At 73.0% G+C, this 17,160-nt stretch carries 17 protein-coding genes; 5 read left to right on the plus strand and 12 right to left on the minus strand.

The features are described from left to right. Positions 1 to 5: 5 nt before the first annotated feature. The 8 genes from ACFWRV_RS22180 to ACFWRV_RS22215 form a co-directional block, all read right to left on the minus strand. Positions 6 to 659, minus strand: coding sequence for an MBL fold metallo-hydrolase (locus tag ACFWRV_RS22180; RefSeq protein ID WP_384337119.1), 654 nt, complete (start codon positions 657 to 659; stop codon positions 6 to 8). Between the two features lie 12 nt (positions 660 to 671). Then, positions 672 to 1,955, minus strand: a complete 1,284-nt coding sequence (locus ACFWRV_RS22185) for an alpha/beta fold hydrolase (protein ID WP_384337179.1) — start codon at positions 1,953 to 1,955, stop codon at positions 672 to 674. A gap of 408 nt (positions 1,956 to 2,363) precedes the next feature. Beyond that, the gene (locus tag ACFWRV_RS22190) at positions 2,364 to 2,960 is read right to left on the minus strand and encodes a hypothetical protein (RefSeq protein WP_384337121.1); all 597 of its coding nucleotides are present in this window, start codon (positions 2,958 to 2,960) and stop codon (positions 2,364 to 2,366) included. An 84-nt stretch (positions 2,961 to 3,044) separates the two neighbouring features. After that, positions 3,045 to 4,211: an ROK family glucokinase gene (locus tag ACFWRV_RS22195; protein WP_384337123.1), complete on the minus strand. Its 1,167-nt coding sequence runs from the start codon at positions 4,209 to 4,211 to the stop codon at positions 3,045 to 3,047. 133 nt (positions 4,212 to 4,344) lie between these two features. After that, a complete protein-coding gene (locus ACFWRV_RS22200; protein ID WP_384337125.1) occupies positions 4,345 to 5,214 on the minus strand; it encodes an ATP-binding cassette domain-containing protein in 870 nt (289 codons plus the stop codon). Continuing rightward, entirely contained in the window at positions 5,211 to 6,266 is a 1,056-nt protein-coding gene (locus tag ACFWRV_RS22205) for an ABC transporter permease (protein WP_384337127.1), read from the minus strand. The genes ACFWRV_RS22200 and ACFWRV_RS22205 overlap by 4 nt, the downstream gene beginning before the upstream one ends. Beyond that, the gene (locus ACFWRV_RS22210) at positions 6,263 to 7,237 is read right to left on the minus strand and encodes a sugar ABC transporter substrate-binding protein (RefSeq protein ID WP_384337129.1); all 975 of its coding nucleotides are present in this window, start codon (positions 7,235 to 7,237) and stop codon (positions 6,263 to 6,265) included. Before ACFWRV_RS22210 ends, ACFWRV_RS22205 begins: the two co-directional genes overlap by 4 nt. A gap of 552 nt (positions 7,238 to 7,789) precedes the next feature. Continuing rightward, positions 7,790 to 8,548: a GntR family transcriptional regulator gene (locus ACFWRV_RS22215; protein ID WP_384337131.1), complete on the minus strand. Its 759-nt coding sequence runs from the start codon at positions 8,546 to 8,548 to the stop codon at positions 7,790 to 7,792. 150 nt (positions 8,549 to 8,698) lie between these two features. Here ACFWRV_RS22215 and ACFWRV_RS22220 point away from each other — a divergent pair, with 150 nt between their 5' ends. Further along, a complete protein-coding gene (locus ACFWRV_RS22220; RefSeq protein WP_384337133.1) occupies positions 8,699 to 9,718 on the plus strand; it encodes a Gfo/Idh/MocA family oxidoreductase in 1,020 nt (339 codons plus the stop codon). 31 nt (positions 9,719 to 9,749) lie between these two features. Here the strand turns inward: ACFWRV_RS22220 and ACFWRV_RS22225 are convergent, their stop codons facing one another. From ACFWRV_RS22225 to ACFWRV_RS22235, 3 genes are all read right to left on the minus strand, one after another. Further along, positions 9,750 to 10,946 carry a cytochrome P450 gene (locus ACFWRV_RS22225; RefSeq protein ID WP_384337135.1) on the minus strand — a complete coding sequence of 399 codons (1,197 nt, stop codon included), beginning with the start codon at positions 10,944 to 10,946 and terminating at the stop codon, positions 9,750 to 9,752. 91 nt (positions 10,947 to 11,037) lie between these two features. Beyond that, on the minus strand, positions 11,038 to 11,787 hold the full coding sequence (locus ACFWRV_RS22230; protein ID WP_384337137.1) for a response regulator: 750 nt from the start codon (positions 11,785 to 11,787) through the stop codon (positions 11,038 to 11,040). Between the two features lie 94 nt (positions 11,788 to 11,881). Further along, positions 11,882 to 13,102 (minus strand): sensor histidine kinase, encoded by a 1,221-nt coding sequence (locus ACFWRV_RS22235; protein WP_384337139.1) that lies wholly within the window; start codon positions 13,100 to 13,102, stop codon positions 11,882 to 11,884. 145 nt (positions 13,103 to 13,247) lie between these two features. Between ACFWRV_RS22235 and ACFWRV_RS22240 the strand changes: the two genes are divergently transcribed. Next, positions 13,248 to 13,451, plus strand: a complete 204-nt coding sequence (locus ACFWRV_RS22240) for a hypothetical protein (RefSeq protein WP_384337141.1) — start codon at positions 13,248 to 13,250, stop codon at positions 13,449 to 13,451. A gap of 15 nt (positions 13,452 to 13,466) precedes the next feature. Here ACFWRV_RS22240 and ACFWRV_RS22245 read toward each other — a convergent pair whose 3' ends face one another. After that, on the minus strand, positions 13,467 to 14,396 hold the full coding sequence (locus tag ACFWRV_RS22245; RefSeq protein WP_384337143.1) for a DMT family transporter: 930 nt from the start codon (positions 14,394 to 14,396) through the stop codon (positions 13,467 to 13,469). Positions 14,397 to 14,639: 243 nt separating this feature from the next. Here ACFWRV_RS22245 and ACFWRV_RS22250 point away from each other — a divergent pair, with 243 nt between their 5' ends. The 3 genes from ACFWRV_RS22250 (at position 14,640) to ACFWRV_RS22260 (ending at position 17,151) form a co-directional block, all read left to right on the plus strand. Next, positions 14,640 to 15,281 (plus strand): TetR/AcrR family transcriptional regulator, encoded by a 642-nt coding sequence (locus ACFWRV_RS22250; RefSeq protein WP_384337145.1) that lies wholly within the window; start codon positions 14,640 to 14,642, stop codon positions 15,279 to 15,281. Between the two features lie 111 nt (positions 15,282 to 15,392). Continuing rightward, positions 15,393 to 16,172, plus strand: a complete 780-nt coding sequence (locus tag ACFWRV_RS22255; RefSeq protein ID WP_384337147.1) for an SDR family NAD(P)-dependent oxidoreductase — start codon at positions 15,393 to 15,395, stop codon at positions 16,170 to 16,172. A gap of 148 nt (positions 16,173 to 16,320) precedes the next feature. Then, positions 16,321 to 17,151 carry an aldo/keto reductase gene (locus ACFWRV_RS22260; protein ID WP_384337149.1) on the plus strand — a complete coding sequence of 277 codons (831 nt, stop codon included), beginning with the start codon at positions 16,321 to 16,323 and terminating at the stop codon, positions 17,149 to 17,151. Positions 17,152 to 17,160: the final 9 nt, after the last annotated feature.

Consider the following 17,160-nt stretch of genomic DNA (forward strand, 5'->3'; position numbering starts at 1 on the left):
CGGGCTCACAGCTCGGTGGTACCGCCCGGGGCCAGCCGGCCGTGGTCCGCGCCGCCCAGGGCGCCGATCTGGCTGTCGTAGACCGGGCGGGCCAGATCGGTCAGCAGGGCGTCGTGGACGTCGATGGCGCGCCGCGGCTTCACCTCGCGTACGTAGTCGATGACCTCGGAGATCTTGCTCCAGGGGGCCATGACGGGCAGCAGCAGCGTGTCCACGGGGCGCTCGGGAACGGTGAGCGCGTCGCCGGGGTGGAAGACCGAACCGTCGACGAGGAACCCGACGTTGGTGATCCTCGGGATGTCCGGGTGGATCACCGCGTGCAGCTCGCCGTGCACGGTGACGTCGAATCCGGCGGCGGAGAACGCGTCCCCGTGGCCCACGGTGTGCACCCGGCCCGGAAAGGCGGCCGAGAGCTGCTCGGCGACGCTGCGCAGCGTCCAGACCTCGGCCGCCGGGTTGGCCTCCAGGCCCGCCCGCAGCCGCGCCTCGTTGAAGTGGTCCGGGTGCTCGTGCGTCACCAGCATGACGTCCGCGCCGAGCGCCGCGTCGTCCTCGGAGAAGCCTCCGGGGTCGATGACCAGGACGCGCCCCTCCTTCTCGATCCGGACGCAGGAGTGGGTCTTCTTGGTGAGGGTGAGTGCCCCGGGCGATGCGTTCATGGCCCCATCCTGCTACGCGGGCGGCGTGGTTTCCTCCTGGATCACCTTCTGCGCGACGGCGAAGGCGGCTCCGGCGGCCGGGATGCCGCAGTAGACGGCGCTCTGGAGCAGAACTTCCTTGATCTCGGCAGGCGTCAGGCCGTTGCGCAGGGCGGCCCGGGTGTGCGCGGCCAGGCCCTCCAGGTGGCCGGAGGTGACGAGCGCCGTGAGCGTGATGACGCTGCGGGTGCGGCGGTCGAGTCCGTCGCGGCTCCAGACCTCGCCCCAGGCGTACCGGGTGACCAGCTCCTGGAAGTCCTCGGTGAAGGCGTCGGCCGCGGTGTTCACCGCGTCGACGTGGGCGTCTCCCAGCACCTCGCGGCGGACCTTCGTGCCCTGCTCGTACCGGCCGTCCGGCGTCGGCGCGACGGCGTCGGGCGCGCCGGCGGCCGGGGCGATCTCGGCCACCGGGGCGAACGGCACGCTGGGGGCGGCGGGCCCGGTGACGTGGGGCAGCACGGGGATCGCGGCCGAGGTCTCCTGCTGCCAGGCGGTGGAGAAGTGCATCAGCAGCAGGTCGCTGACGGCGGCGGGCTGCTCGACGGGCGCGAGGTGGGAGGCCCCGGGGACGAGCGCCAGGCGGGCGTCCGTTATCCCGGCGACCAGGGTGCGGGCCTCGGCGGGACCGGTGACCTGGTCCTCCGCCCCGACCAGCACCAGGGTGGGGACGCCGATCCGGCCCAGGGCGCCGCGGATGTCGAACGCCGCGAGCGCCTCGCAGGCGGCGATGTAGCACCCGGGGTCGGTGGTGCGGACCATCTGCACGGCCCATTCCACGATGGCGGGCTGCGCGGCGGCGAAGCCGGGGGTGAACCAGCGCTCCGGCGCGGTGCGGGCCATCGGCTCCAGGCCGTTGGTGCGGACGATCACGCCGCGCTGACGGAACTCGTCGGCCGTGCCGAACCGGGGCGAGGAGGCGACGAGCGCCAGCGAGGCGACCCGGTGCGGGTGGCGCAGGGCCAGGTCCGCGCCGACCGCGCCGCCGATCGAGCAGCCCGCGTAGCCGAAGCGCTGGACGCCGAGCCCGTCCAGGGTCGCGAGCAGCCGGTCGCCCAGCTCGGCGACGGAGGCGGCGGCGTGGGCGGGCGCGCCGCCGTGGCCGGGCAGGTCGTAGCGGAAGACCCGCCAGTGCTGGGACAGCTCGGGTATCTGGCGGTCCCACATGTGCCACGTCGTCCCGAGCGAGGGACCGATGACCAGGACCGGGGCGTCGTCGGGCCCGTCGAAGCGGTACTGGAGGGTCCGCGGGGCGTCGATCCCTCCCTGCGGTGCCGGTGGGGCCGCGGCAGGGGCCCCTTGCGGACCGGGAACGGCCTGCGGGGCGGGAGCGTCCTGCGGTACGGAGGTGGCCTGCAGTACAGAGGTGGCCTGCGGGGCGAACGGGCCCTGCGGTGCCGGTGGGGCGAGCGGGATCCGGTCCGGCTGCGCGGTCACCGGAGCCTGCGGGAACCCGGGGGCCCCGCTGCCACCGGGCGCCGGGTAGGACTCCGGGGCGGCCGACAGGGGCACGGCGTCCGGTGCCCGGTGCGGGGCCGGAACCGCCTGATGAGGCGCTCCGGGGTGCGGGGCGGGCCCACCGGGGTGGGGGGCCGGCACGGGCTGCGGGGTCGTCTCGCTCACTTCGCTCACTCGCTCCAGGTTACTGAGCGCCCCTCCGGTCCCCGGTCAGGGGGTCGCCGCCGATACGACATAGACGACGGGGCTGGCCGGATCGGTCATATTGACCGTGATGTTCTGGGTGGGGCGCGGCTTCTTGTTGCTGTGCGTGGTGCCGGCCCAGTGCTCGCCCGGGCCGAAGGACCAGCCGGTGATCTTGACGTCCCGCGGGCTGATGGTGATCCGGTCCGGCTCCAGCGCCGCACGTCCGGTGCCCACCCCGGTGAGGAAGCGGTCGAGACCGGCGGAGGTGGTGCGGAACTTCGCGTACATCCGGCTGGCTTTCCAGTTGTTCGTCTCGTAGTACTGGACGCCCTGTCCGTTGCCGGGGATCGGGATCTCGAAGATCCGGCGCTGCATCTTGGAGGGCCAGCCCTCGCGCAGCCCCTGGGCGGCCGCCTCGCTCTCCTTGTCCATGCCCGAGCGGCGGCTCTGGCCGGCCGAGATCAGCAGGTAGCCGGCCGGGATGCCGATCAGCAGCACGATGATCGTGGCGGTGATGAAGCGCCGCCGGAACACACGCCGGCGGCCCTCGGGCGGTCTGCCCTCGCCGTCGCCCGGCGACTCCGACTGGTGCGGCACCACGGGGTGCTCGGCTGCGATCATGATCAGGTGGTCCCTAAGGTGCTGCGGCGACGGCGTGCTGAGGAGGCGTACTGAAGGGTGGACGCCGGAAGGGGCGGCCGCGGTTCAGTCGGCGGTCCGGGTGGACCGCGTGTTGCGGATGGTGCTCGCCGCCTGGTCGTAGATCTGGGCGTACCGCTCGTACCGCTCGACGCGCCGCCGGTTGGCCCGGCGGAATCGGCGGGCGACCAGCCGGGCCAGGTCCGCGGCGCCGACCATACCCGCCTCGGGGCCGAGCTGCGCCTTCGCGATCCGGGCCTCGGGGCGGTAGCCGCGGCCGGTGAGGTGGCGCTTGAAGGCGTCCCGGGCGGGGTTGATCAGGAGGTCGTCGGCGGCGCTGACGCCGCCTCCGATGACGAAGCAGGAGGGGTCGAGTGCGGCGGCCAGGTTGGCGATGCCGATGCCGAGCCACTGACCGATGTCCTGGAGGAGCTCGATGCACATCGCATCGCCCTCGCGGGCCAGTTCGGTGATCAGCGGGCCGGTGATGTCGGGGATGTTGCCCTTGACCCGGTCCAGCAGGTAGTGCGCGACCGGGGAGTCGGCGGCGGCCAGTTCCCTGGCCTCGCGGACGAGGGCGTTGCCGGAGCTGTACTGCTCCCAGCAGCCCCGGTTGCCGCAGGGGCAGCGGTGGCCCGAGGGCACGACCTGCATGTGGCCGAACTCACCGGCCACCCCGTACTTGCCCCGCTTGACCTGGCCGTCCTCCAGGATCGCGCCGCCGATGCCCGTACCGAGGGTGATCATGACGAGGTGGTCCTCGCCGCGGCCCGCCCCGAAGCGCCATTCCGCCCAGGCGGCGGTGTTGGCGTCGTTGTCGACCATGACGGGGACGACGAGGCGGGAGGCGATGGCGTCACGCAGGGGCTCGTCACGCCAGGCGAGGTGGGGGGCGAAGAGGACCTTGGAGCGGTCGGCGTCCACCCAGCCCGCCGCGCCGATGCCCACCGCGTGGACGTCGTGCCGGTCGGAGAGGTCCAGGACCAGCTCGACGATGGTGTCCTCGACGACCTTGGGGCTCTTGGACTTGTCGGGCGTCTCGGTGCGCAGCTGTTCCAGGATGTTGCCGTCGGCGTCGACGACGCCCGCCATCACCTTGGTGCCGCCGATGTCGATCCCGACCGTGGGGACCCGGGGGGCGGACAGATGCGAGCGGCGTTCCCTGGTGCCGACGGTCTTGAGGACGGTGGCGCGGGCGGAGCCGCGGTGTGCGAAGTCGCGGTACGTGCTCATCGTCCCTGCGGGGTCTGGGGGGCCGGGCCGCTGTCGCGGTCGGCGGCGGACGACGCCCGCCGGGCTCGATTCTGCCACTGCCCGGCCCCGGGGGTCCGGTGGGCGGGGTCGGCCGCGCCGGGGCGGTCCCCGCTCAGGGAGCCTCGCCCTTCGTGCCGCGGCCGCCCGGGAGGGTGGGGGTGGGGGTGCGCTCCAGCTCGTGGCTGAGCTCCTCCAGCTCGCTGCCGCCCGCCATCTGCCGGGTCAGCTCGTCCAGCGTGACGTCGTCCTTGGTGTGGCTGCCGGACATCACGCCGCGCTTGAGGAGGACGAACCGGTCGCCGACCAGGTGGGCGTGGTGCGGGTTGTGCGTGATGAGGACCACGCCGAGCCCCGCGTCGCGGGCGGCGGCCACGTACTTGAGGACCACGCCGGACTGCTTGACGCCGAGCGCGGCGGTCGGCTCGTCCAGGACGAGGACCTTCGCGCCGAAGTAGACGGCGCGGGCGATGGCCACGCACTGGCGCTCGCCGCCGGACAGGGTGCCGATGGGCTGGTCGACGTCGCGCAGGTCGATGCCCATGCGGAGCAGTTCGGTACGGGTCGTCTCGCGCATCCGGCGGACGTCGAGGCGCTTGAAGGGGCCGACGCCGGTCGTGGGTTCGGACCCGAGGAAGAAGTTGCGCCAGACCGGCATGAGCGGGACGACGGCGAGGTCTTGGTAGACGGTGGCGATGCCCCGGTCCAGGGCGTCGCGCGGGTTGGCGAGGGCGGTCTCCTCGCCGTCGATCAGGAAGCGCCCGGCGTCGTGCCGGTGCAGCCCCGCGATGATCTTGATGAGGGTGGACTTGCCGGCGCCGTTGTCGCCGAGGACGCAGGTGATCTCGCCCGCGTGGACCTCCAGCGAGACGTGTTCCAGGGCTTTGATGTTCCCGTAGAACTTGGATACGTCGTCCAGTTCGACCAGCGGGCCCGCGGTCGCTCCCCCGGTCGTTTCCGCGGTCTCTTCAGGGGTGGCCGTCATGACGTCGCCTCCGCGCGCTTGCGCACCCACGCGTTGAGCAGGGTGGCCAGGAGCAGCATCGCTCCCAGGAAGAATTTGAACCAGTCCGGGTTCCACTCGGCGTACACGATGCCCTTGCTGGTCATGCCGAAGATGAAGGCGCCGACCGCCGAGCCGATCGCGGAGCCGTAGCCGCCGGTGATCAGGCAGCCGCCGATGACGGCCGCGATGATGTACGTCAGCTCGTTGCCGACGCCCTCGCCGGACTGGACGACGTCGTAGCTGAACAGCAGGTGCTGGCCGGAGATCCAGGCGGCGAAGGCGACGCCGAGGTAGAGCCCGATCTTGGTGCGGATGACCGGGACGCCGACCGCGCGGGCCGCGTCGGCCTCGCCGCCGACGGCGAAGATCCAGTTCCCGAAGCGGGTACGCAGGAGGATCCAGGTGGCGATCCCGACGAGCGCAGCCCACCACAGGATCGTCACCTTGAACTCGACGCTGCCGACGGTCAGCGTGGAGGCGAACAGGGCGTGGGCCGAGTCGAAGCCCTCCATGTCACCGATCGCCTTGGTGGAGACGGTGCCGCTGATGAGCTTGGTGAAGCCGAGGTTCAGGCCGGTCAGCATCAGGAACGTGCCGAGCGTGATGATGAAGCTCGGCAGCTTGGTGCGGGTCAGCATGAAGCCGTTGAACGCGCCGATGGCGAGCGTGACCAGCAGCGACACCAGGACGCCGACCCAGACGTTGGCGGTCATCTGGTAGCTGAACATTGAGGAGATCAGGGCGGAGCTGGTCACCATGACCCCGGCGGAGAGGTCGAACTCGCCGCCGATCATCAGCAGCGCGACCGGCGCGGCCATGATGCCGAGGACCGAGGCCGCGTACAGCACCGTGCCGAAGCTGGAGGCCTGGAGGAAGCTGTCGGCGACGATCGCGAAGAAGAGGAAGACGGCTGCCGCGCCGACGACCGAGCCGAGTTCGGGGCGGCCGAGCAGCTTGCGCAGGGGCGAGGTGCGCACCAGGCGCTCGTCCGCCTTCGCCGGCGTCTTCGGTGCGGCGGTGGAGCCGCTCATCGGGTGCCGCGCTTGGTGTAGTCGGCGAGCGCGTCGGCGTCGTCCTTGGTGATGACCTGCGGGCCGGTGAGGACGGGGAGGCCGCCGCCGAGGACGTTGCGGTTGTAGCGGTAGAGCCAGAGCAGGTCGACGGCCTCGTAGCCCTGGAGGTAGGGCTGCTGGTCGACGGCGAAGCCGAGCTTGTCGTCCTGGAGGCCGGTGGCGACCTTGGCGTTCAGGTCGAAGGTGTCGATCTCGGCGTCGCTGCCCGCGGTCTGCTTGGCCTGGACGGCAGCGTCGGCGAAGGGGGCGCCGAGGGTGACGACCGCGTCGATGCTCTTGTCGGACTGGAGCTTGGCCTCGATGGACGCCGTGACGTCGGGCATGTTGGTGCCGTCGACGTACAGGTTCTGCAGGGTGCCGTCGAAGGTCTTCTTCGCTCCGGCGCAGCGCTGCTCGTGGCCCACGTTGCCCTGTTCGTGCAGGACGCACAGGACCTTCTTGCGGTCCCGGCCGTTCAGCTCGTCGCCGACGGCCTCACCGGCGATGGTCTCGTCCTGGCCGATGTGGGTGAGCGCCCCGAACTCCTTCGACTCCGCGGAGCCGGAGTTCACGGTGACGACCGGGATGCCCGCCTTCACGGCCTTGGCGACCACGGCCTTCATCGCGTCCGGCTTGGCCAGCGAGACGATCAGCCCGTCGACCTTCTTGTCGATCGCGGTCTGGACGAGCTGGGCCTGCTGGTTGGCCTCGTCGTTGTGAGAGTAGAGGAAGTTGATGTTGTCCTTGACGGCGGCCTGCTCGGCGCCCTTCTGGACGATGTCCCAGAAGGTGTCGCCGTCGCCCGAGTGGGTGACCATGGCGAAGGTCCAGCGCGGAGTGTTCACCGCGGCCCGTCCCTCGGCCGCGGCGGCCGCGCGCTCCTCGGCGCGCTTGCCGCCGGTGCTGCTGCATCCTGCGGCTGCCAGCATCACTGCCAGCACGGCGCCCATCGCGCGTACCCCTGTCCGAACCCTTGCCACGACGCCGTGCCCTTCTGCTGCTGCTCGCTGTGCGCTTCGCTTGACCGGGCCGGGGAGTGTGGCCCCCGGCCGGCTGCCCAAGTATCCCCGAGCGCCCGACGGACACGGAGCCTGGGGCACGGGGGGCGTCGAGCGCAACCTGTGTGCCCGGACCAATTCTGGTGAGCCCGCACCATTTCAGCCCGCCCGGCGAGCCCTGAGGTGGGTGGTGAGCCCGCACCACTTCAGCCCGTCCGGCGAACCCTGAGGTGGGTGGTGAGCCGGCACCACTTCAGCCCGTCCGGCGTTTGCGGAAGGAACCCTGGGGTGGGTGGTGAGCCCGCACCATTTCAGCCCGTCCGGCGTTTGAGGACGGAACCCTGGCGTGGGTCGGCCCGCAGGCAGTGGGACCCCGGGGCCGGGTACCCAGCGGGTGCGGCCTCGTCCACGCCGACGGTTCCGTCCTCAAACGCCGGACGGGCTGAGAGTGGACGCCCGGACGGGCTGGGAGCGGTCGACGCCCACGGGCTGGGAGCGGGCCGCTCAGGTGCGGACCAGGAGCTGGAATTCGAAGGAGTACCGCGCCGCCCTGTAGACGTGCGAGCCGAACTCGACCACCCGCCCCGTGTCGTCGTACGTCGTGCGCTCCATCGTGAGCAGCGGCGCCCCCGGCTCCTCGTCCAGCACCCGGGCCTCCCCCGCCGTCGCGGCGCGCGCGCCCACCGACTGGCGGGCGCTGTGCAGCGTGATGCCGGAGGCCCGCATCAGCCGGTAGAGGCCGGTGGCCTCCAGCTCCTCGGTGCGCAGGGGCAGCAGCCCCGGCGGCAGGTGGTTGCGCAGGAGGGCCATCGGCTCGCCGTGGGCGCTGCGCAGCCGCTCCACGAGGTGGACCTCGCTGCCCTCGGCGACGCCGAGAGCGGCGGCGACCTGGGCGCCGGCCGGTTCCGTCGTGTTGCGCAGGACGCCGGTGGCGGGGCGCTGGCCCGCCGACTCCAGGTCGTCGTAGAGGGAGCTGAGCTCCAGCGGGCGGCGGACCTGGCTGTGGACGACCTGGGTGCCGACGCCCCGGCGGCGCACCATCAGGCCCTTGTCGACGAGCGACTGGATGGCCTGGCGGACGGTCGGCCGCGACAGACCGAGACGGGCGGCGAGGTCGATCTCGTTCCCGAGCAGGGCGCCGGGGGCCAGCCGGCCCTGTTCCACGGCGGCCTCCAACTGCTGCGCCAGCTGGAAGTAGAGCGGCACCGGGCTGGTGCGGTCAACGCTCAGCGGCAGCGGCCGGTCGGATCCTTGTGCGGTCACGGGGCGAGCGTAGTTCGCTTGTCCGGACAAAGCCATGGCATGCCGGGGCGGGACCCGCGATCGACGCGACCGCCGTTCACATCGATGCGGCCGCCATTTGTCAGGACAAACGCTTGACATGACGATGGGCGGAACGCCACCTTGGGGCCCATGCGCATCGGACTGATCGGAACGGGACGGATCGGGACATTCCATGCGGAGGTGCTGAGCCGTCACCCCGCCGTGGACGCCCTGCTGCTGGCGGACGCGGACCCGGAACGTGCCCCCGCGACAGCCCTGCGGACCGGCGGGACGGCCGTCGCCGTGGACGACCTGTTCACCGGGGCGGGCGAGGCCCGGGGCCTGCCCGACGCCGTGGTGATCTGTTCGGCGACCGCCGCCCACGCCGGGCTCATCGCGCGAGCCGCCCGCGCCGGGCTGCCGGTCTTCTGCGAGAAGCCGATCGCCCTGGACCTGCCCGGCACGCTTGCCGCGCTGACGGAGGTCGAGGCGGCGGGCAGCGTCCTCCAGCTCGGTTTCATGCGGCGCTTCGACGCGGGATACGGCGAGGCCAGGGCCGCCGTGCGGGAGGGGAGGCTCGGACGGCTGCACACCGTGCGGGCGGCCACGTCCGACCCCGCCCCGCCGCCCGCCGCCTACCTTCCGCTCTCCGGCGGGCTGTACCGCGACTGTCTGGTCCACGACTTCGACATCCTGCGCTGGGTGACGGGCCGCGAGGTGAGCGAGGTGTACGCCACCGGCTCGGACGCCGGGCCCGCGATGTTCCGGGAGGCCGGGGACGTGGACACGGCCGCGGCCCTGCTCACCCTCGACGACGGGACGCTCGCCACCGTCACCGCGACCCGGTGCAACGGCGCCGGGTACGACGTACGGATGGAGCTGGCCGGCGAGCTGGACCAGATCGCCGTCGGCCTGGACGACCGTACGCCGCTGACCTCGGCCGAACCGGGCGGCCCCGGCGCCCCGGCGAAGCCCTGGCCGGGCTTCCTGGAACGGTTCGCCCCGGCGTACGAGGCGGAGCTGGACGCGTTCCTGCGCGTGGTCCGCGGCGAGCTGGCCAATCCGTGCGACGGGCGGGAGGCTCTGCACGCCCTGCGGATCGCCGAGGCGTGCGAGGTCTCCCGCCGCGAACGCCGTCCGGTGGCGATGACCGAGATCCCCGGCGGCTGAGCGGGGAGCCCCGGGGGAGGGAGCCCGGCCGCTACCAGGCGACGGGCAGGCTCAGCGGCCCCCGCATCAGCATCCCGGCGCGCCAGGCGAGCGTCGCCGGGTCGGCGGTCAGCCGCAGGTCCGGGCAGCGCTCCAGCAGCGACCGGATGGCGATCCGGGCCTCGATGCGGGCCAGCGGCGCGCCCAGGCAGTAGTGGATGCCGTGCCCGAAGGCGATGTGGCCCCGGGCGTCGCGCGTGATGTCGAAGCGGGACCCGTCGGGGTAGCGGGCGGGGTCCCGGTTGGCGTCCGACATGGCGACGAGGACCAGCTCGCCGCCGCCGGGGATCACCGTGCCGCCGACCTCGATCGGCTCGGTCGTGAAGCGGTACGTGGGGGTCTCCACCGGCCCCTCGAAGCGCAGGACCTCCTCGACGGCGTTGTCGATCAGGGAGAAGTCCGCGCGCAGGGCGGCCAGTTGGTCGGGATGGGCCAGGAGGTTGTGCACGCCGTTGGTGATGAGGTTGACGGTGGTCTCGTGTCCGGCGACCAGCAGCAGCCAGGCCATGCCCAGCAGTTCGTCGCCGGACAGCCGGTCGCCGTCCTCGTCGGCGGTGTGGATGAGCGCGCTCAGCAGGTCCTCACCGGGCTTCTCGCGTTTGTCGGCGAGCAGCCCGGCGATGTACGCGGTCATCTCCTGCGTGGAGGAGGCGCGCACGGAGGGGTCGATGGACGAGACCGCGCGGCCGGACCAGGTACGGAAGTCCTCGCGGTCCAGGAACGGGACCCCGAGCAGCTCGCAGATCACCGACATGGGCAGCGGGAAGGACAGCGCCTCGACGAGGTCCGCCGTGCGGTTCGGGGCCGCGAGCATCGCGTCCAGCAGTTCGTCGGTCATCTGCTGTATGCGAGGGGCCAGCTGCTCCATGCGGCGCGGGGTGAACTCACGGGCGACCAGCTTGCGCAGCCGGGTGTGGTCGGGGGCGTCCGAGCCGAGCATCGAGGAGCCCGCGGACACCTTGCTCACCCCGAGCGCGGGCGAGGCACGGCTCCAGTGCTTGGAGAGCCGCTGGTCGGCGAGGAGGGCGCGGCCCGCCTCGTATCCGACGACGAGCCAGGCGTCCGCGCCCTCGGGGATCCGTACCCGGTGGACGGGGCCCTTCGCGCGCAGGGCGGCATAGGCGGGATAGGGGTCGCGGGTGAACTGCTCGCCGAGCGCGGCGAGATCGACCAGGGGCTGAGTGGTCAACGCGGTTCCCTTCGGGGAGGAGGTGCGGCGGACGGGGCCGAGTGCTCCGGGCACGCGTCGTCAGCGCGCCGGCAGCCCGCACATGCTCCGCTCAGCGTAGGCCGCCGCCGTCCTCCTCGTCCGTGTCGAGGAGTCCCGCGTCATGGACCAACAGGGCGATCTGAACGCGGTTGTTGAGTTCGAGTTTGGCGAGAATCCGTGAGACCTGGGTCTTGACGGTGGCGACGCTGAGATAGAGGGAACCCGCGATCTCCGCGTTGGAGCCGCCGCGTCCGACCGCGACGGCGACGTCCTTCTCCCGCGCGGCGAGTTGGTCGAAACGCCTGCGTGCGCGGTCGGTGCGGCCGGCCCGGTCGTCGTGCCCGCCGCCCGCGGCGCGGGCCATCAACTGGCGCGTGACGGCGGGCGAGAGCACCGGGTCCCCGGCGGCGACCCGGCGGACCGAGTCGACGATCCGGGCGGGCGGGGTGTCTTTCAGGACGAATCCCGCCGCCCCGGCCCGGATGGCCCGGAGCACCTGTTCGTCGGCGTGGAAGGTGGTGAGGACGACGACTTCGGGGGCGTCGGGCCGGCGGCGCAGCCGCTCGGTCGCGGTGAGTCCGTCCATGACCGGCATCCGGATGTCCATCAGGACGACGTCGGGGCGCAGCCGTTCGACCAGCTCCTCGACCTCGTCGCCGTCCGCGCCCTCCCCGACGATGTCGATGCCCTCGTCGCCGCCGAGCATCAGGGTCAGTCCTGCCCGGACCAGCGGGTCGTCGTCGACGATCAGCAGCCGGACGGGCCGCCCGGGCAGGGGCGTGGGGGATGCCGGGGGTGTCGGGGACGCCGGGGTGTTCATGACGGCCACCGTAGCCAGCCGGGGCGCGGACCCCGTACGGCGGGCGTCACCCGTTCCCTTACGGCCCGCGCGACTCGTCCTCGTACACCGCGCGTCACGCGGCGGGCCACGGCAGTCGGGCGCGGACCGCGAAGCCGCCGTCCTTCGTCGGGCCGTGCTCCAGCTCTCCCCCGGCGAGGGTGGCGCGTTCGGTGAGGCCGATGAGTCCCTGGCCGGAGCCGGGGACCCGTTCGAAGGGTTCGGTGGGGGCGGGGTTCTCCACCTCGACGGTGAGGCCTTCGCCGGGGCCGCCCGCCACGGTGAGGGAGACCTCGGTGCCGGGCGCGTGCTTTCGGGCGTTGGTCAGGGCTTCCTGCGCGATCCGGTAGACCGTGCGGCCGGTGGCGGCGGGGGCGTCCCCAGGGGCGGCGACCCGGTTGTCGACGGCGACCTTCATGCCCGCGAGCCGGGACTCGGCGACGAGGGCGTCCAGGGTGGCGAGGGTGGGCTGCGGCCGCTCGCCCTCGTCGGTGTCGCCGGGGCCACGCAGGACGCCGATGATCTCGCGGAGGTCCTGGAGCGCCTCGTGGGCGCTGTCCCGGATGACGCCGGCGGCCCGGCCCACCTCGGCGGCGGGGGCGTCGGGCCGGAATTCGAGGGCCCCGGCGTGGACGCTGAGGAGGGTCAGCCGGTGGGCCAGGACATCGTGCATCTCGCGGGCGATGGCCTCGCGGGCGAGGCGCTGGGCCTGTTCGGCGCGCAGCTCCGCCTCGGCCTCGGCGCGGCGGGCCCGTTCGCGGAGGCTGAGGACGAGCTGGCGCCGGGAGCGTACGACCATGCCCCAGCTGAGCACCAGCAGGACCAGCAGGATCCCGAAGATGAGCGAGGCGAGGAAGGAGGTCGCCGGGTCGGGGCGCAGCAGTGGCTGGAGCGGTGTCATGACCAGCGCGCCCAGGCCGACGATCGCCGTCGGCTTGAAGGGGCGGTGGACGGCCAGGCTGAAGAGGGCCACCAGCAGCGCCCCGGCGGCCACGGGTTCCACGACGCACACGAGGGTCAGGGCGACGGCGAGGCCGACGGGCCAGCGCCGCCGCAGCCAGAGCGCGCAGCAGGCCGCCGCGCCGATCACCGAGTCCGCGAACAGGACCGCTTCGGGCGTGCTGCCGTCGGCCTCGATCGCGGTGAGGGCGAGCAGGCCGATGCCCGCGGCGATGAGGAAGGCCGTGATGTCGACGGCCCAGTCCCGCACGGTCCGCCGCGTCCGGGCCCGGTCGTCGGGCAGCCCGGGATCGGCCATCGCCGAGGGGAGCAGCCAGCGGTACTCGGTGCGCGTCATATCGACAAAGTTACGCAGCCCCTCGTCCCGGAGGGGCGTCGCGGGGCCAGCCGGCTACCAAAGTCGCACGACCCGCTACTTTCGGCGCGGCGGACGGGACCGGTGGCCGACGCGGCGGTGTCCGGGCGGGCGGGAGGCTCGGCCCATGAAGAAAATCGTCGAGACGATCGGGTTCCTCGTCTTCGTCCAGGGCATCGGCGGGCTGCTGTACGAGTGGACGGGCTGGTTCCGGCTGTGGACGGTGGTGCGGCACATCGACTTCCTCAGCGACCGCGCGCTGTTCGTCAACATCGTGCTGATCGTGGCGGGGGCGGCCGTGATGATCGCCGCCGACTCGATCAAGACCTGACGGCGGTGGTCGGGCTCACGCCCCGGCGCGCTCCCGGTCGGCGCCGCGCCGGCCCCACGCGGTGCCCGCCAGGACGAGGACCGCGCCGGCCGCCCCGAGCAGCCCGAGCCGTTCCCCGCCGAGGCTGATGCCGACGGCGGCGGCCCACAGCGGTTCCGTGCCGAGCAGCAGGCTGACCCGGGACGGCGAGGTGCGGCGTACGGACCACATCTGTACGAAGAACGCGAACAGCGTGCAGAACACCGAGAGGAAGACCAGGCCCGCCCACTCCCGGGCGCCGAAGTCCGCCGCCGTGCTCCACGGCGAGGCGCCGGTGCCGGGGACGGCGGCGAGGACGGCGAAGACGGCGACCGCGCTGCCGAGCTGGACGGTGGTCAGGGACAGCGAGTCGGCGTCCTGGACCGCCTTGATCCTGGCCATGGCCAGGACGTGGACCGTACGGGCGAGGGCGGCGAGGAGCATGAGGAGATCGCCGCCCGAGGGGCTGGTGAACCCGCCGCCCTGGGTCAGCAGGACCACTCCGGCGACGGAGAGCCCGGCCCCGGCGACGCATCCGGCCGGCGGGCGGACGCGGGTCACGGCGGCCTCGGCGAGCGGCGTGAAGATCATGGTGAGGCTGATGATCAGCCCGGCGTTGGTGGCGGAGGTGTGCACCACCCCGTACGTCTCCAGCAGGAAGATCCCGCTCAGCACCAGGCCCAGCAGCCCGGCGCCCCGCCACTGCGCTCCGGTCAGCGCCCGCAGCCTGCGCCATCCGGTCGCCACGAGCACCGGCAGCACGATCGCGAAGCGCAGGACGAGCACGGCGATGACGGTGTGGGCGGTGGTGATGCCCTTGGCCGCGAGGTAGCTCGCGCCCCAGACGGCGGCGACCGCCAGCACGGGCAGATCGGTGACCCAGGCGCGGCGCGGGGGTGCGAGCGCGGGCACGGCGACAGCGGACACCGGGTTCTCCTGGGTCTCTCCACGGAACGTGTTGTGGAGACCTCACCGGCTCGCACGCGGAATGATCACGCTACCCGCCGGGGCCCCGGAAAAGGAACACCTGTCTCAACTGCCGGATCGTTGCGAGGTATCTCCCGTGGTCAGAGGCGGTCGGGCCGTCCGGCCGGGCGACGGAGGGTGCGTCGTCCGCTCCGCCGCTCCCTAGACTGACGCCTCGATAACTCTGAGACACGGAGTGGTCACATGGCGTCGGTAAGAGTGGACGGGCGGGTCGAGCGGGGGAACCAGACCCGGCAGTTGATTCTCGGGCGGGCGGTGCAGATCGCCTCGGTCGAAGGTCTTGAAGGCCTGTCGCTGGGGCGGCTCGCCACCGAGCTGGGGCTGAGCAAGAGCGGGGTGTTCGCCCTCTTCGGCTCGAAGGAGGGGCTCCAGCTGGCCACCGTGCGGGGGGCGGTGGCCGTCTACGTCGATCACGTGCTGCGCCCCACCCGGTCGGTGCCGCCGGGGCTCGGGCGGGTCTGGCGGCTGTGCGAGGCCTGGATCGCGTACTCCCGCGAGCGGGTGTTCCGGGGCGGCTGCTTCTTCTACGCCGCCACCGCCGAGTTCGACGCCCGCGGCGGCCGGGTGCACGACGCCCTGGCGTCCGCGCAGACGGGCTGGGTCACCTTCGTGGAGCAGACGATCGAGGAGGCCAGGTCCGCCGGGGAGCTGGCCCGGGACACCGACGTGTGTCAGCTGGCCTTCGAGGTGATCGCCCTGCTGGAGCTGGCCAACGCCGAGTCGGTGCTCCAGAACAACAACCTCGGCTACGACAAGGCGGCCCGCGCCATCCTGGTCCGGCTGCGGGCGGCGGCGACGGACGCCGCGCTGCTGCCCCCACGGTGAGCGGCCCGGGCGGCGGTGGGCGTCCGATACCCGCCGGTGCGCGGGCCCCGGCCCGCGTTTGCTGGGGGTTGCCGTCGGAGCGACGGCGTCCCCGATCAGCAAGGAACAGCCATGTCCAGCACCCTTTCCAGCGCCCCCTCCCCCTCCGCTCCGACCGGCCTCGCGCCCCGGGCCGCCCTGGTCACCGGGGGCAGCCGGGGCATCGGCGCCGCGACCGCGCTGCGGCTCGCCCAAGAGGGCGCGGACGTCGCCGTGACCTATGTCGCGGACGAGGCGGCGGCCCGTGCGGTCGTCGCGAAGATCGAGGGCTTCGGCCGCCGGGGGCTCGCCCTGCGCTGCGACGCGGCGGACGCCGGTGCGGCGGCCGAGGCGGTGCACCGGGCGGCGGACGCGCTCGGCCGGCTCGACATCCTGGTCAACAACGCGGGCATCGGCGTCCTCGGCCCGATCACGGCGCTCACCGGGGAGGAGGTGGACCGCACCCTCGCGGTGAACGTGCGGGCCGTCTTCCTCGCCTGCCGGGCGGCGGCGGAGCGGCTGGCCGACGGCGGCCGCATCGTCTCCGTGGGCACCGCGCTGAGCCGGTACGCGGGCGGGCCCGGTGGCACCCTCTACGCGCTGAGCAAGTCCGCCCTGGCCGGACTGACCAAGCCGCTGGCCCGGGAGCTGGGGCCGCGCGGCATCACGGTGAACCTGATCCAGCCCGGACCCGTGGACACCGATCTCAACCCGGCCGACGGGCCGTTCGCCGAGGGCCAGCGCTCGGCGACCGCCCTGGGCCGCTTCGGCACGACGGAGGAGGTCGCCTCGCTCGTCGCGTACCTCGCGAGCGCGGAGGCGGGCTTCATCACCGGAACGGAGGTCGTCGTGGACGGCGGCCACGCGGCCTGAGCGGCGACGCGCCCGGCGGACGCGCCGACGCGTCCGCCGGCCCTTCACCCCGGGCACTCCCCCGGCGGCCCCGTCCGGCTGCCCCGTCCCGCTCGCGCCCCTACGCTGGCCGGGACGGGGCAGCGACGGGAAGGACAGGATCCAGCACATGTCCGGCACACCGGTTCACACGCTCAACGACGGCACCCGGCTCCCCGCGGTGGGGCTCGGCACCTACCCGCTGGACGACGCGGCGGCCGAGGAGGCCGTCGCCGGGGCCCTGGAGCTCGGCTACCGGCTGGTCGACACGGCCCTCAACTACGGCAACGAGACCGGCACCGGCCGGGGCATCGCCCGCAGCGGGCTGCCGCGCGAGGAGGTCGTCATCACCACGAAGGTGCCCGGCCGGCACCAGGGGTACGAGGAGACGCTCGCCTCGTTCGAGGAGTCACGGGCCCGCCTGGGCGTCGAGTACGTCGACCTCTACCTGATCCACTGGCCGCTCCCCCGCGTCGACAAGTACGTGGACACCTGGAAGGCGATGCTCAGGCTCCGCGAGGACGGTCTGGTCCGCTCCATCGGCGTCTCCAACTTCACCGCCGCACACCTGGAGCGGCTGGAGCGGGAGACGGGCGTGCTGCCCTCGGTGAACCAGATCGAGATGCATCCGCTGCTCCCGCAGGAGGAGCTGCGGGCGGTGCACGCGGCGAAGGGCATCGTCACGGAGAGCTGGAGCCCGCTGGCCCGGGGCCGCGAGGTGCTGGAGGATCCCTCGACCGTGGCGATCGCACAGGACCACGGGGTGAGCCCCGGCCAGGTGGTGCTGCGCTGGCATACCCAGCTGGGCGCGGTGCCGATCCCGAAGTCGGCGGACCCGGGCCGGCAGCACGAGAACCTCGATCTGTTCGGGTTCGAGCTGACGGCACAGGAGTTGACGACGATCGCCTCGGGGCGGCAGCGGCGGTTCGGCGGCGACCCGGAGTCCCACGAGGAGTTCTGAGCGCCCCTC

It is taken from the genome of Streptomyces sp. NPDC058576, from assembly GCF_042718715.1.
In the GTDB taxonomy this organism is placed as follows: domain Bacteria; phylum Actinomycetota; class Actinomycetes; order Streptomycetales; family Streptomycetaceae; genus Streptomyces.

Excerpts from the sequence above, each read along its gene's own strand:
- ACFWRV_RS22180 (WP_384337119.1), bottom strand. The coding sequence starts at position 659 with ATGAACGCATCGCCCGGGGCACTCACCCTCACCAAGAAGACCCACTCC.
- ACFWRV_RS22190 (WP_384337121.1), bottom strand. The coding sequence starts at position 2,960 with ATGATCGCAGCCGAGCACCCCGTGGTGCCGCACCAGTCGGAGTCGCCG.
- ACFWRV_RS22195 (WP_384337123.1), bottom strand. The coding sequence starts at position 4,211 with ATGAGCACGTACCGCGACTTCGCACACCGCGGCTCCGCCCGCGCCACC.
- ACFWRV_RS22200 (WP_384337125.1), bottom strand. The coding sequence starts at position 5,214 with ATGACGGCCACCCCTGAAGAGACCGCGGAAACGACCGGGGGAGCGACC.
- ACFWRV_RS22205 (WP_384337127.1), bottom strand. The coding sequence starts at position 6,266 with ATGAGCGGCTCCACCGCCGCACCGAAGACGCCGGCGAAGGCGGACGAG.
- ACFWRV_RS22210 (WP_384337129.1), bottom strand. The coding sequence starts at position 7,237 with ATGGGCGCCGTGCTGGCAGTGATGCTGGCAGCCGCAGGATGCAGCAGC.
- ACFWRV_RS22220 (WP_384337133.1), top strand. The coding sequence starts at position 8,699 with ATGCGCATCGGACTGATCGGAACGGGACGGATCGGGACATTCCATGCG.
- ACFWRV_RS22230 (WP_384337137.1), bottom strand. The coding sequence starts at position 11,787 with ATGAACACCCCGGCGTCCCCGACACCCCCGGCATCCCCCACGCCCCTG.
- ACFWRV_RS22235 (WP_384337139.1), bottom strand. The coding sequence starts at position 13,102 with ATGACGCGCACCGAGTACCGCTGGCTGCTCCCCTCGGCGATGGCCGAT.
- ACFWRV_RS22240 (WP_384337141.1), top strand. The coding sequence starts at position 13,248 with ATGAAGAAAATCGTCGAGACGATCGGGTTCCTCGTCTTCGTCCAGGGC.
- ACFWRV_RS22250 (WP_384337145.1), top strand. The coding sequence starts at position 14,640 with ATGGCGTCGGTAAGAGTGGACGGGCGGGTCGAGCGGGGGAACCAGACC.
- ACFWRV_RS22255 (WP_384337147.1), top strand. The coding sequence starts at position 15,393 with ATGTCCAGCACCCTTTCCAGCGCCCCCTCCCCCTCCGCTCCGACCGGC.
- ACFWRV_RS22260 (WP_384337149.1), top strand. The coding sequence starts at position 16,321 with ATGTCCGGCACACCGGTTCACACGCTCAACGACGGCACCCGGCTCCCC.